We start from the raw sequence: 12607 nt of genomic DNA, 5'->3' as shown, positions 1-12607 counted from the left end.
AGACATGTCCTGGTTTGCGCCGCCTGGTTGAGCCGAACGTAAGCACCGGGCCCGGTCGGGCCCCGTCCCGGCGCCTTCCGGCGGTTTCCCCCGGGCCCAACCACCACCAACCGGCACAACACCCCCGTCGGGGGCCGGACGCCCCTGTCAACCCTCCGGGGCGTCCTGCATAATCAGGCCCGATCGCGAGACCCGAGAACCGAGGAGGACCGGCCGATGCCGGACCAGCACTGCCCGACGTGCGGCACCGCCCGCTCCACCGGGTGCGGCTGCCTCCCCGACCGGAGCCTCGACGACCGGAGCCTCGACGAGACCGCCGTCCTCCCCCATCTGGAGGGGCCGCCGCTGGTCCGCCCGTACGTGCCGCAGGCGCCCGACCAGGTCGTGGACGAGGCACCGCCGACCGCCGACCCGTTCGCGACCACCGTCCTGCCGCCGGTCCAGCCGGGCCAGCAGAGCCACCACGGCCGACCGGGCCCCCAGGGCGGGCCGAGCGCACCCCCGCTCGGGCCGGACGCGGACGCCTACGCGACGACCGTACTGCCGCCCGTTCCGGGCCCCGCGCCGGACGCGTACGCCGCCGGTGCCACCACCGTGCTTCCGGCGGTCCAGCCGCAGCCGCCCGTCCAGCCCGGCGGCGGGAACGACCTCGGCTACTTCCCGTTCGGCAACGGAGCCCCCGAGCCCGACTCGGCCGCCGGTGGACGGGCCGCGCGGCGGGCCGCCGAGCAGGCGGAGCGGAGTCCGTTCGCCGGGCGCAAGGGGCTGATCGCAGGCGTCGGTGCCGGCCTGCTGGCACTGACCGTGGGCCTCGCGTACGCCGTGACGCCCTCCTCCGGGCCGACCCGCCAGGCGGAGCCGGTGCCCGTCACCACACTCGCGCCCGCCCCGGTGGACCCGCCGACCCTGGCCGCACCGACGACCGGCGCCCCGGCGCCGACCACCGAGGCGCCGAGCCCCACCCCGACCCGGACGGCCAGACCCACACCGACCAGGACGCCGACCCCCACCCCGACCCACTCGGCGGCGCCGACCCCCACCCCGACACCCACGCCGACCCCGACGCCCACCCCCACGCCGACGCCGACCCCGACCCAGACCCCGCGGTTGCTCCAGCTCGGGATGAGCGGACCCGACGTCCGGGCGATGCAGCAGCAGTTGGTCAACGCCGAATGCGGATTCGTCGACAAGTCGATCGTCACCGGTACCTTCGACGACTGGACCCGGACGGCGCTGCAGCAGTACCAGCGCGAGAACCGCATCAAGGGCGAGAACGGCGTCTACGGTCCCAAGACCCAGGCCGTCCTCACCGCCGACCCGGGCTGCTGAGCGCCGGGCTGCAGGGCAGGGCCGCCGCCGTCAGCCGGTGATCGCCCCGAAGATGCTGACCCCGGCCAGCACCACCATGATCGCCGCCGCCACCCGGATGATCAGCTTCATCGGCACGTACTTGAGCAGCTTCTGTCCGCCCACGATGGCGATCCCGCCGACCGCGCACAGCGCCAGCCAGGAGCCGAGGCCGACGGCCAGCGGATCGGCGTACTTGGCGGCCAGGTTGGCGGTCATGATCTGGGTCAGGTCACCGAACTCGGCGACCGCGACGACCGCGAAGCTGGTCCCCGCCACCTTCCAGAAGCTGTTCGAGGACGGCTCCCTGGCCGCGTGCTCGTCCTCGTCCTCGCCGCCGTGGAACAGCAGCATCGCCGCGCCGACCAGGAACAGCGTGCCGGTGACTCCCTCCACCCAGCGGTGCGGCAGCAGCGAGAGCAGGTGTCCGGCGACCAGCGCCAGCACCACCTGGACCAGCATGGCGGCGGCCACGCCCGCGAAGACGTAGCCCGCCCTGTACTTGGTGCCGAGCACCAGGCTGGCCAGCGCGGTCTTGTCCGGCAGCTCCGCCAGGAAGATGATGCCGAACGTCAACGCGGCAATGGTCGGATTCATCGGAGGAGATCCCTCGGTCGGGCTGCCCGGCCTCCGCAGGTCCGTCAGGGACGCTTCGGCCCGGCAGCACTGGAAACGGTCACAGCACTGCGGCCGAAGGTCTCGCCGGCAACCGCCAACCGAGCGGTGCCCCGGGCGCCGGGCCCGTGGGGGCCAGTATGTCGACGGTCCGGTGGAGGGCTACTCCCCTTCAACGTGCTCAAGGGTACCCGACCCCGCCGACCGCCCCGGTCGTCGAGAACTCACGGCCCCGGGGCACCGGCCTCAGATCCAGCTGGTGAACCACATCCGGTCCTGCCAGGACGACATCGGGATGACCTCCGCCGTGTACAGCGGGTAGAAGAAGGCGAAGCAGCCGACGATCGCGAGCACGATCAGCCCGGCCCCGATCGCCCCGTACCGGCGGCGCTCGGGGCTGCAGCCCGCCGGGCCGAGGATCGCGCCGAGCATCTGGGCGACGGCCAGGCACAGGAACGGCACCAGCACGACCATGTAGAAGGAGAAGATCGTCCGCTCCTGGTACTGGAACCAGGGCAGGTAGATCCCGGCCACCGCGCACAGCACGGCGCCCGAGCGCCAGTCCCGGCGGAAGAACCAGCGCCACAGCAGGTAGACCAGCGCGAAGCAGGCCGCCCACCACAGGAACGGGGTGCCCAGGCCCAGGATCTGCGCCGCGCAGCCGCCGGAGGAGGTGCAGCCGCGCGTCCCGGCCGGGACCTGCTCCCAGTACATCGAGACCGGGCGGCCGTCGACCAGCCAGGCGAAGGGGTTCGACTGGTAGGTGTGCGGGGTGCTCAGGCCGGTGTTGAAGTCGTACATCTGCGAGTGGTAGTGCCACAGGCTGCGCAGCGCCGCCGGGACCCAGCTCATCGGAACCTGGGGCAGCGGGAGACCGAGGACGTGGTCCGGGGAGAGCCCGGCGCGGCCGTCCGCCCAGTGCCGGTCGTAGCCGCCCCCGCCGTTCGCGCCGCTGGCCAGCCAGCCGCTCCAGGCGCCGACGTACACCACCAGGGCGGAGCCGACCATGGCGAGGAAGGCGGGTACGGCGTCCCGGCGCAGCATCGACCGCCAGGGGTGGCGGGCGCCGGTGCCACGGCGGCCGGCCTGGTCCCACAGCACGGTCAGGACACCGAAGGCGGCGAGGATCGGGGCGCCGTTCCACTTGACCGCGCAGGCGGCGCCGATGAGCACCCCGGCGGCGATCCGCCAGGGGCGCAGCCCGAGCCGTACGGTGTCGCCGTCCTCGCCGGCCTCGACGGCGAGGGCCAGCCGGGCGCGGACGTGGTCGCGGTCGATCAGCAGGGCGCCGAAGGAGGCGAGCACGAAGAACATCTGGATGCCGTCGAGCAGGCCGACCCGGCTCATCACCAGCTGGAGGCCGTCGACGGACATCAGCAGGGCGGCGGTGCAGCCGACCAGAGTGGAGCCGAAGAGCCGGCGGCCGATCCGGGCCAGCATCAGGACGGTGACGGTGCCGAGCAGGGCGGTCATGAACCGCCAGCCGAAGGGGTGCAGCCCGAACAGCTGCTCGCCGATGGTCATCACCCATTTGCCGAGCGGCGGGTGGGCGATGAACTCGGGCGCGGAGCCGAGCGGGACGGCCTGCGGGACGGCCAGGATGTCGGTGTTGGCGTGGTCGGGCCAGGTGCCCTCGTAGCCCTGCTGGAGCAGGGACCAGGCGTCCTTGGGGTAGTACGTCTCGTCGAAGACGAAGGCGTTGGGGTAGCCGAGGTGCCAGAACCGCAGCAGGCCGGCGAAGATCGCGATGCCGATCGGGCCGAGCCAGCCGGAGCGGTCGGCGGCCCAGCGCAGCAGCCCGCGCCGGGCCGGGGCCGGGTCCGGGTCGGCGGTGGCCCGGGCCGCCGGGGGGTGCGTGAGCGCCGCTTGCGTCATTGCCTCGCCAGATTCGCCTGTCTGCGGGGCCGCGGGTGCTGCGCCGGGCCCTGGTCCGCTGCCCGAGCCGGGGCCGGGCGGTCAACAGCCACTGACACTATGTGGCGGTGCCCGGGAAGCCAAGCGGGACGGGCGCCGACCAGGTGACCTGGCCCGCGCCCGTCGCGAACAGCTTTGCGAGTGCCGTCAGGCGGCGGTCTGCAGCTCCCGGACCGGGGCCGGGGTGCGGACCACGGCCGGGGCGGCGTTGTCCTGCTCCGCCGTGAGGTACGGGCGCAGCCGCAGCGCCAGCAGGACGATCAGCAGGGTCGAGCCCGCCATGGCCGCGAGGTAGAGCGGCCAGGTGCCGGAGCCGACCAGCAGCACGCCGACGGCCGGGCCGATCGCGATCGCGATCTGCTTCACCAGGGCGTACCCGGCGTTGTAGGTGCCGAGCAGCCGGGCCGGAGCGAGGTCCGCGACGATCGGGCCCATGGTCGGCGCCAGCAGCGACTCGCCGACGCCGAACAGGGCGTAGATCGAGACGATCGCGACCGTGGCGGCCATGGCCTCGGTCCGGATCAGGCCGGCCACCAGGGCCATCGCCCAGGCACCGAGCCAGACCAGGCCGGCCGCGGCCATCGCCGTGGTGCGGCGGCGGCGCGCGGTGATCCGCACCATGAACATCTGCAGCACCACGATGGTCACCGCGTTGGCGCCGATCGCGAAGCCCAGGGTGGACGGCGCGGTGCCGACGGTGTCGGTGGCGAAGGCCGCGACGCCGGACTCGAACTGGCCGTAGCAGGTGAAGAAGATCAGCCCGGCGAGGATGCTGAGCCGCACCATCGCCTTGTCGGCGAACAGGGCACGCAGGCCGGTCGGGCCGTCGTTCTTCCCCTGGACGACGCTCAGCTGCGCCGTCGGTATCCGTGCGGTGCCGGTGACCAGGGCCAGGCCGAGGAAGGTGGCCGCCTCGATGGTGAACAGCCGGGTGAGGCTGGCCGGGTCGGCGACGTTCACGATCTGCCCGCCGACCAGCGCGCCGATGCCCATGCCCAGGTTGACCAGGGTGAACTGCAGCGCGAAGGCGTGCGAACGGGTCGCCGCCGTCGAGCAGCGGACGATCATCGTGGCGAGCGCCGGCTGGCAGGTGGTGACACCCGCGCCGAACAGGAACGAGGAGACCAGCAGGGTCGGCGTGCCGGTGGCGTGGCCGAAGGCGAAGGCGCCGGTGCCGGCCAGGCCCGCGCCCGCCAGCAGCACCGGACGGGGACCGTACCGGTCGATGCCGCGCCCGGTGAACGGGAGGACGGCGAGCGCCGCCAGCGCGAAGACGGTGAACACCATCCCGGCCGCCAGCGAACCCAGCCCGCGCACCTGGTCCACGTACACGAACATGTACGGCATCGTGAACCCGCTGCCGAACGCACTGAGCGCGTTGCCGATCTGGACGCGGCGCAGCGGGCCGCCCGCTCCACGCCGCTGCTGCCTCTGCTGCTTCACCGTGCCGGTCACCGTGCACATCCCTTCCTGGTTTCGACTGGAACTCTTAAGTCCAGAAGATTTCAGAGCTAAAGTTTGACGAGATAAAGTCTTAGCAGGGCAAGACTGTGGAGTCAAAGGCTTAAGGGGTGCGCGCCCGTGCGACACTGGTCCGCATGACTACGGACAAGCCGTCTCCGGCTGCCGAAAAGCCCCCGCGGGCCACTCCGCTGGAGTTCGGCATCGCCGAGCAAGTGGCCCTGTACCAGCGGGAGTTCCCGACCGTCGACCCTCAGGTCGAGACGATCGTGCAGACCCTCAACCGGGTCTCCCGGCGGATGGGCGTGGCGTACGACCGGCAGTTGACTGTGCTCGGAATCACCTCCGCCGAGTGGGAGGTGCTCAAGGCGCTGGTGGTGAGCGGCAGTCCGTACCGGCTGGGGCCGGGCGACCTGGCCAAGCGGCTGGGGCTCACCCCGGCCGCGATGACCCACCGGATCGACCGGATGGTGACCGAGGACCTGGTCACCCGGGAGCGCGACGAGTCCAACCGGGTGCGGGTGATCATCGAGCTGACCGAGAACGGCCGCGACAAGTGGCTGGAGTCGATGCGGATGGCGGCGGTGTTCGAGGAGGAGCTGCTCCAGGACATTTCGAGCGAGGAGCGCGCCGCGCTGTCCGGCCTGCTGGCCCGGATGCTGCGGCGGATCGAGGAGAGCCAGCCGGACGCGCTCGGGCGCACGGCCGACCTGGCGCCGTAGCGCCCGGGAGCGCGAAACGCACGGGTCCGGCCCGCCGGGGGGATGCTCCCCCGGCGGGCCGGACCCGTGCTCGTTCAGGTGCTGCGGGGCCCGTCAGGCCCCGGGCGGTCGACCGCCCGGTCGCTCAGCCGCTCAGCAGGGACCGTTGTCGGTCCAGACGCCCCACTGGCCGCTCTGGGACGGGTCCTCACCCTTGGTCCACCACTTGTTGGTGTAGTAGTGGCCCTTCCACGAGACCTTGGTGCCACCGGCCGCGTAGGTGGTGTTCGGGTCCCAGCTCGGGGCGGCCGGGCAGCCGGCCGGCGAGGTCGGGGTGCCGGTCGGGGTGCCGGTGGGGGTGCCCGTCGGTGTGCCGGTCGGGGTCTGGGTCGGCGTCGGGGTGCCGGTCGGCGGGGCCGGGCAGCCGGCGGCGGAGCCGCTGGTGGCGCTCACCATCTTGTCGAACAGGGTGGTGTTGGTGCCCAGGTCGTACAGCGAGAAGGCGAACGAGCCGCCGAGGCCGTTGCAGTGCGCGTAGTCGAGCTTGGCCTGGATGGACCGGACGTCCTCACCGCTCCAGAAGGTGTTGCCGTCGTAGAAGTAGGTCGCCTTGGCGTCGTCGTCCCAGAAGGTCTTGGACGGGTTGTCGACGAAGCCGGCCAGCTCCTTGTACATCTGGATGCCCGCGACGTTGCCGGACATCGCGGCGCCGGTCGCCGGGGCGGCGGCGGGCTGGAAGAGGCCGTTCCTGCCGTTGTTCTGGACGCCGGTCCAGCCGCGGTAGTAGAACGGCACGCCCATGTTGATCTTGTTGGCCGGAAAGCCGCCGGGGATGCCGTACTGCGGGTCGCCGACCGTCCACGCCTTGATGGCGTTGTCGATCGAGTACTTGCCGTTGCCCGGCTTGGCCGGGGTCGACGGGTCGTTCGGGCCGGAGTACAGCGGGGCCTGGTGGTTGGTCGGGCCCTGCGGGTCCCAACCGCCGTGCATGTCGTAGGTCATGACGTCCATGAACGTCAGGTACTGACCGATCTTGTCGGTCTCGACGTTCATGATCTTGTCCTGGCCGGCGCCGACCGCCGCCGAGAGGGCGTAGGTCTTGTTGTCGGCCTTGCCCTGGGCGTCCAGCTGGCTGCGGAACTCCTTCAGCAGCAGGGTGAAGTTCTGCTTGTCGGCCGGGCTGGAGATGTTGCCGGCGTGGCCGCCGCCGCCCGGGTACTCCCAGTCGATGTCGATGCCGTCGAAGATGCCGGCACCAGTGCCCGGACCGCCGTAGCCCGCGTCGGACGGGAGGTTGCCCTTGATGAACATGTCGATGCAGGACGACACCAGGTGCTTGCGCGAGGCGTCCGTGGCGGCCGCCGACGAGAAGTACTTGGAGTAGGTCCAACCACCCAGCGACAGCAGGATCTTGAGGTTGGGGTTCTTCGCCTTCAGCTTCTTCAGCTGGTTGAAGTTGCCCGCGATCGGCTGGTTCCAGACGTCGCCGACGCCGTCCACCGAGATGTCCGCGCCGAAGCTCTTCTGGTAGTCGGCGAACGCGTCGGCCGCGCCGTCACCGGCGTTGGGGTTGTTGTCGTTGGTGTCGGCGGCCTTGGTCGCCTCGAAACAGCCCAGGTCCGTCGGGGAGATGTTGGCGAAGTCGTAGATCAGGTAGTCCAGCTTCCCGGCCACGCCGGTGTCCTGGACCGTCTTCGGGTAGTACGCGTTGGCGTAGACCGACCACTGGTCGTAGTAGGCGACCTTGATGCCGCCGCTGGTGGCGGCCGCGCCGGTGGAGTTGGTGGTCGCGGCGTTGGCCGCGCCGCCGCCGGACAGCGCGAGGCCCGCGCCGAGCAGCAGGGAGGCGGTGGTGCCGGCCGCGACGGCGGCCAGGCCCTTCGGGCGGCGCCGGCGGGGCCCGGCCGGCGCCGGGGTCCCGGCCCTTTCGATACGTGAGCGCAGCATGGGTGCGTGACTCCTGGGTGTGGGGGGTTCCGTCGCCCGGTGGGGTTGCACGTCCGGGGTGGGGCCGGACGACCGGGACATGACAGATCAGGGGCGGGGGATCGAGCGAGGAGGCGTTGACGGACACTGACGGACACCGGGATGCGCCGAACCGGCGCCCCCGGCACGAGGCCGGTGACGCCGGTTCAGGGGCTCCCTGCACCTGGGCAACAAAAATGGACTAGACCAACTCCCCCGTCAAGGGGTGCTGTTGGCCCTTGAGACGCGCTTAAGGTTGCGCGCCCGCCGCCGCACCGCCCGGCAACCGGCCCGAGCTGCACGGCTTCAGTAGCGGACGGCGTTGGCGACCTCCGCCTTGACCGTGCCCGAGAGGGTCAGGTGGCTTCGCGCGGTGGCCTGGACGCTCTGGCCCGCGGCCAGGTCCTGGACGGTCGTCGCGGTCGCGTCCAGCACCTTGCCGTTCCCGTCGGTGAAGTTCACCTGGATCACGTACTGGTAGGACTGCTCGCCGTGGTTGGTGACGGTCAGTTGCGCCAGCGACTTGCCGTCCGTCCCGGTCGTCACCGCCCCGACCGTCACGTCCCCCTTCGCGTCCAGCCCGCCCTTGATCCCGGAGATCGCCGAGGAGGCGGCGGAGACCGCCTCCGAGGCCCGGGCCTCCGCCGAGGCGAGCGCCGAGCCCGCCTGGCTCGCCGCCGAGGCCAGCGCGGAGCCGGCGGAGGCGGCGACACTCAGCGCCGAGGAGGCCGTACCGCTCGCACTCTTGCCCGACGACGAGCAGCCCACCAGCACCGACGCGCCGACGACGGCCGCCACCAGTGCCCCGGCGACCAGGGACGGCCGGCGGCTCTCCGGTGGGTCCTGGCGCCGCGCGGTGACGCGTGGGGCGGGGGTGGCGCGGGTGAGCGGCTGGCGGTCCATGCGTCCTCGATTCTGGCCGGCGCCGGGCTGCCCGACGCGTTTTCTGCCCACCCTCCGAAGGCTCGGGAGCCGCCGCCAGCAGGGGTGCTGCCTCCGGGTGACCCGACCGTGGGACGTCGGTCAGGACAACCCTGAGCCCTCCTGCTGTTCCGCCTCCACCGCTGCCCGCTCCTCGCGCAGCCGCACCAGGTGACGGCGCCGCGCCACCACGCCGTACGCGCCCGCCGCGCTCCCCACGAAGGCCAGCAGACCCACCCACGAGCGGTCGAAGACGTGGCCGGTCAGGTGGTCCAACGAGTACCGCCCCGGGCCTGCCAGGCCGATGGCCAGGCCGGTCGCGCCGAGGAAGGCCGGGTACTCGTAGCCGCCGGACATCGCGAAGAAACCCGCCGGGGCGTGCACCGCCACCGCCCCCGCCATCGTCCCGGCCACCACCGCGCCGGCCGCCGGGGTGGCCAGCCCGGCCACCAGCAGCGCGCCGCCGCCCGCCTCGCCGACACCCGCCGCGATGGCGCTCTCCCGGGCCGGGTGGAAGCCCATGTGGTCCATCGCCTGGGTGGTGCCCTCCAGGCCGCCACCGCCGAACCAGCCGAACAGCTTCTGGGTGCCGTGCGCGATCAGCACCCCGCCGACCGCGCTGCGCAGGGCCAGCAGACCCAGGTCCTTACGGTTCAGGCACATGTCGCATCCTCGTTTCCGCCACGGAGTGGACGTACCGCCAAGGTGTGGACGGACGTACCTCCATGGCACCCGAGAGCGCCCGCCCGTTCGAGCCGGGACCGCCATCCGGGCGAATTCGCCCGCAGCCGGGAATGAACGGGCGGACCGGGAGATCAGAGCCGCGGCCGCGGGGCGTGGCGGACCGGCCGTCCCTGGGCGCCACGGCCATGCTGGGCCCATGTTCGTCTTCAACCTGAGCAGCGCCTTCATCACCTTCTTCGCCGTGGTCGGGCCGCCGAAGACCCTGCTGGCCTTCGCCCGGCTGTCCCGCACCCGCAGCGACCGGGAGCTACGGCGGCTGGCGGCGTGGGCCACGGTGATCTCGGCGCTGATCGGCCTGGTGCTCGGCTTCGGGGCGGACGAGGTCACCACCCTCTTCCACATCAGCGACCAGTCGCTGCGGCTCGCGGGCGGGACGATCTTCTTCTTCTACGCGGTCGCGCTGGTCTTCGGCATCCACCTCGGTGCCGACGGCGACGACGCCGAGCACCTGACGAACCCGCTGGCCGACGGCATCCGCGAACTGCTGCTGCCCTACATCGCCAGCCCCCTCGCGATCAGCGCCGTCATGGTCGTCTCGCTCAACCGCGACGACTGGGCCTGGAAGGCCGCGGTCTCCGGCGCCTACGTGGGCGTGGTGGTGCTCAACTACCTCTGCGTGGCCGTGCTGGCGCCTCTGATGCGGCGCACTCACAGAACCTCGCTGGAGGTGCTGTCCCGGCTGCTCGGGCTGCTGCTGGCGGCCGTCGGCGTGGAACTCTTCCTGGAGGGCCTGGCCGGACTCGGAGCCCACCTGCCCGTGGCGCACTGAGTTCCGGCCGCTCGGCCGCGGAGGGACCAAGCGGCCGTCAGGCGGCCACGGAGGGATCAGGCGGCCGCCAGGCGGGCCAGCACCTCGCCGATCCGCCCGCGCACCAGCGGGTCGGCGACCAGTCCGTCCGGGCCGACCGCGCCGCGCTCCAGGGGGATCCGGGCACAGGCGTCCGCCAGCACCGCCGCGCCGGTGTAGCCGAGGACGGTGCCCAGGGTGGCCTCCGCGCCCTGCCCCCGGCCCGGGGCGGCGCAGTTGATCCAGGCGGCGGGCCTGTCCGAGATCTCGACCCCGCCGACCGTCCAGTCCAGCAGGTTCTTGAACGCGCCCGGCAGCGTCCCGGCGTACTCGGGGGTACAGAACAGCAGCGCGTCGGCCGCCTCGATCGCCGCCCGCAGCGCAGCCACCGGCTGCGGCAGCGGGTCGGTGTCGTGGTCCGGGTTGAAGTGCGGGAGCCCGGCCAGCCCGGTGTAGTAGGTGGTCCGGACGCCCGGCAGTTCGTCGGCCACCGCGGCGGCGGTGTGCAGCACGGCCTCGTTGACGGATCCGGCCCGCAGGCTCCCGGGCAGCAGCAGGATGTGGCGCTCGTTCGGCATGCGGGGGAACCTACTCCCTGACGTCCGCGTCAAGGCCAGCCGGGCACCGGCCACCGACTGCCGACCGCCGGTCCTCAGCTCGGCAGCAGCGGACGCCAGGGCACCGGGCTGGAGAGGATCATCGAGCTGGCCGGCGGCCCGTACCCGCCGAGCCGGTCGCAGAGCGCCTCGAACTCGGCCATCGTGGCCACCGCGACCAGCAGCACGCAGCAGGCCCCTCCGGTGACCCGGTGCAGCTGGAGCACCTCCGGCCAGGTCGCCACCTCGGGGTCGCGCAGCACGCAGCGCGGACCGTAGCACTGGACCTGGACCAGGGCGGTGATCGGCAGCCCGGCCCGGGTGGGGTCGACGTGGGCGTGGTAGCCGCTGATCACCCCGTCCGCCTCCAGCCGACGGACCCGTTCGGCCACCGCGGGTGCGGACAGGCTCACCCGGCGGGAGAGTTCGTTGTACGAGAGCCTGGCGTCGGCCTGCAGCTCGGCCAGCAGTCGGCGGTCGACGGCGTCCATGACGGCTCCCCACGAGCGGTTGTGATCAGCGGTTTTTCGTTCGTAAAGCGGATCGACCGAACGCCTCGCGAACGACAGCTCGGAACGCGGTTGCGGTGCCCGTCGACCATTCAACCGGGGGGCACAACCGCCGCACAATGGGCATCCCGGTGGAACCAGGACGTCCGTCCGCTCCGCCGGCCCCGGGCGACGACGCCCGGACGGATCAGGAGGGATCGGGATGGGGCACGACACGGTGGAGACACCCAACCTTTCGTTCGGTCGGGGCGGCCAGCCGGGTCGGGGCACCCCGTACGCGCAGTACGTGCGCCTGGAGCAGTTGCACAGCCTCCAGCACCCGCGCAGCAAGGAGCCGGCCGAGCTGTCGTTCATCGTCACCACCCAGGTGATGGAGCTGCTCTTCGACCTGCTGCGGCACGAGTGGACGATCGCCGGGCAGTCGTTGCGCGAGGACGACCTGACCGCCGCGCTGGCCGCGCTGCGCCGCGGCACCCACGTGCAGGACGTGCTGGTGGAGTCCTGGGACCTGCTGGCCACCATGACGCCGCAGGAGTTCAACTCCTTCCGCCCGCTGTTCGGCGAGGCCTCCGGCTTCCAGTCCTCGGCCTTCCTGCACCTGGAGTTCCTGATCGGCAACAAGAACGCCGCGCTGCTGAACATGTACGACGGGATGCCGGAGGTCCGGGCCGAGCTGACCGAGGCGCTGCGCTCCCCCGGCCTGTACGACGAGGTGCTCGGCCTGCTGGCCCGGCGCGGCCTGGCCGTGCACGCGGAGCCCTCCGAGCAGCGCTACCGGCCCACCGAGGAGGTCGCGGCGGCCTGGCGCCGGGTGTACACCGAGCCGGAGTTCGCGGCCCTGCAGCCGCTCGGCGAGGCACTGCTGGACGTGGCCGAGCGGGTCACCCGCTGGCGCCAGCGCCATCTGAGCTCGGTCAAGCGGACCATGGGCGCCAAGCCCGGCTCGGGCGGCTCCAGCGGGCTGACCTGGCTGCGCAAGGCGGCCGAGCAGGACGTGTTCCCGGAGCTGTGGACGATCCGGGACGAGCTGTGACCGAGCCGGTGACG

Annotated in this window: 12 protein-coding genes; 4 read left to right on the top strand and 8 right to left on the bottom strand. The window is 72.3% G+C overall.

Features of this window, described 5'->3' with window-relative positions:
* Positions 1 to 216 precede the first annotated feature (216 nt).
* Positions 217 to 1329, top strand: a complete 1113-nt coding sequence (locus BOQ63_RS30590; RefSeq protein WP_150476178.1) for a peptidoglycan-binding protein — start codon at positions 217 to 219, stop codon at positions 1327 to 1329.
* A gap of 30 nt (positions 1330 to 1359) precedes the next feature.
* Here BOQ63_RS30590 and BOQ63_RS30585 read toward each other — a convergent pair whose 3' ends face one another.
* From BOQ63_RS30585 to BOQ63_RS30575, 3 genes are all read right to left on the bottom strand, one after another.
* The gene (locus BOQ63_RS30585; RefSeq protein ID WP_030288669.1) at positions 1360 to 1944 is read right to left on the bottom strand and encodes a TMEM165/GDT1 family protein; all 585 of its coding nucleotides are present in this window, start codon (positions 1942 to 1944) and stop codon (positions 1360 to 1362) included.
* Positions 1945 to 2208: 264 nt separating this feature from the next.
* Entirely contained in the window at positions 2209 to 3837 is a 1629-nt protein-coding gene (locus tag BOQ63_RS30580) for a dolichyl-phosphate-mannose--protein mannosyltransferase (RefSeq protein ID WP_079183816.1), read from the bottom strand.
* Positions 3838 to 4023: 186 nt separating this feature from the next.
* Entirely contained in the window at positions 4024 to 5331 is a 1308-nt protein-coding gene (locus tag BOQ63_RS30575) for an MFS transporter (RefSeq protein WP_223886081.1), read from the bottom strand.
* A gap of 143 nt (positions 5332 to 5474) precedes the next feature.
* On the opposite strand from BOQ63_RS30575, the gene BOQ63_RS30570 reads away from it, so the two are divergent.
* Entirely contained in the window at positions 5475 to 6059 is a 585-nt protein-coding gene (locus BOQ63_RS30570; RefSeq protein ID WP_078867576.1) for a MarR family winged helix-turn-helix transcriptional regulator, read from the top strand.
* 132 nt (positions 6060 to 6191) lie between these two features.
* Here BOQ63_RS30570 and BOQ63_RS30565 read toward each other — a convergent pair whose 3' ends face one another.
* From BOQ63_RS30565 to BOQ63_RS30555, 3 genes are all read right to left on the bottom strand, one after another.
* The gene (locus tag BOQ63_RS30565; RefSeq protein ID WP_078867573.1) at positions 6192 to 7985 is read right to left on the bottom strand and encodes a glycosyl hydrolase family 18 protein; all 1794 of its coding nucleotides are present in this window, start codon (positions 7983 to 7985) and stop codon (positions 6192 to 6194) included.
* A 324-nt stretch (positions 7986 to 8309) separates the two neighbouring features.
* A complete protein-coding gene (locus tag BOQ63_RS30560) occupies positions 8310 to 8906 on the bottom strand; it encodes an FxLYD domain-containing protein (RefSeq protein WP_050366808.1) in 597 nt (198 codons plus the stop codon).
* A gap of 120 nt (positions 8907 to 9026) precedes the next feature.
* On the bottom strand, positions 9027 to 9587 hold the full coding sequence (locus BOQ63_RS30555; protein WP_030288681.1) for a DoxX family protein: 561 nt from the start codon (positions 9585 to 9587) through the stop codon (positions 9027 to 9029).
* A 217-nt stretch (positions 9588 to 9804) separates the two neighbouring features.
* Here BOQ63_RS30555 and BOQ63_RS30550 point away from each other — a divergent pair, with 217 nt between their 5' ends.
* Positions 9805 to 10437 (top strand): MarC family protein, encoded by a 633-nt coding sequence (locus tag BOQ63_RS30550; RefSeq protein WP_030288683.1) that lies wholly within the window; start codon positions 9805 to 9807, stop codon positions 10435 to 10437.
* A gap of 56 nt (positions 10438 to 10493) precedes the next feature.
* Here BOQ63_RS30550 and BOQ63_RS30545 read toward each other — a convergent pair whose 3' ends face one another.
* Both BOQ63_RS30545 and BOQ63_RS30540 read right to left on the bottom strand, forming a co-directional pair.
* The gene (locus tag BOQ63_RS30545) at positions 10494 to 11033 is read right to left on the bottom strand and encodes an NADPH-dependent FMN reductase (RefSeq protein ID WP_030288685.1); all 540 of its coding nucleotides are present in this window, start codon (positions 11031 to 11033) and stop codon (positions 10494 to 10496) included.
* 74 nt (positions 11034 to 11107) lie between these two features.
* Positions 11108 to 11542, bottom strand: coding sequence for an Lrp/AsnC family transcriptional regulator (locus BOQ63_RS30540; protein ID WP_030288688.1), 435 nt, complete (start codon positions 11540 to 11542; stop codon positions 11108 to 11110).
* 220 nt (positions 11543 to 11762) lie between these two features.
* Between BOQ63_RS30540 and BOQ63_RS30535 the strand changes: the two genes are divergently transcribed.
* Positions 11763 to 12593, top strand: coding sequence for a tryptophan 2,3-dioxygenase (locus BOQ63_RS30535; protein WP_030288690.1), 831 nt, complete (start codon positions 11763 to 11765; stop codon positions 12591 to 12593).
* The last annotated feature ends 14 nt before the right edge of the window (positions 12594 to 12607 follow it).

The organism is Streptomyces viridifaciens (assembly GCF_001888885.2).
GTDB classification, from domain to species: domain Bacteria; phylum Actinomycetota; class Actinomycetes; order Streptomycetales; family Streptomycetaceae; genus Kitasatospora; species Kitasatospora aureofaciens.
This window is presented reverse-complemented; position numbering and strand designations above follow the sequence as displayed.

Bases quoted from the DNA above. Each gene is read 5' to 3' on its own strand.
- BOQ63_RS30540 (WP_030288688.1), bottom strand. From the start codon at position 11,542: ATGGACGCCGTCGACCGCCGACTGCTGGCCGAGCTGCAGGCCGACGCC.
- BOQ63_RS30545 (WP_030288685.1), bottom strand. From the start codon at position 11,033: ATGCCGAACGAGCGCCACATCCTGCTGCTGCCCGGGAGCCTGCGGGCC.
- BOQ63_RS30570 (WP_078867576.1), top strand. From the start codon at position 5,475: ATGACTACGGACAAGCCGTCTCCGGCTGCCGAAAAGCCCCCGCGGGCC.
- BOQ63_RS30535 (WP_030288690.1), top strand. From the start codon at position 11,763: ATGGGGCACGACACGGTGGAGACACCCAACCTTTCGTTCGGTCGGGGC.
- BOQ63_RS30560 (WP_050366808.1), bottom strand. From the start codon at position 8,906: ATGGACCGCCAGCCGCTCACCCGCGCCACCCCCGCCCCACGCGTCACC.
- BOQ63_RS30565 (WP_078867573.1), bottom strand. From the start codon at position 7,985: ATGCTGCGCTCACGTATCGAAAGGGCCGGGACCCCGGCGCCGGCCGGG.
- BOQ63_RS30550 (WP_030288683.1), top strand. From the start codon at position 9,805: ATGTTCGTCTTCAACCTGAGCAGCGCCTTCATCACCTTCTTCGCCGTG.
- BOQ63_RS30580 (WP_079183816.1), bottom strand. From the start codon at position 3,837: ATGACGCAAGCGGCGCTCACGCACCCCCCGGCGGCCCGGGCCACCGCC.
- BOQ63_RS30585 (WP_030288669.1), bottom strand. From the start codon at position 1,944: ATGAATCCGACCATTGCCGCGTTGACGTTCGGCATCATCTTCCTGGCG.
- BOQ63_RS30555 (WP_030288681.1), bottom strand. From the start codon at position 9,587: ATGTGCCTGAACCGTAAGGACCTGGGTCTGCTGGCCCTGCGCAGCGCG.
- BOQ63_RS30590 (WP_150476178.1), top strand. From the start codon at position 217: ATGCCGGACCAGCACTGCCCGACGTGCGGCACCGCCCGCTCCACCGGG.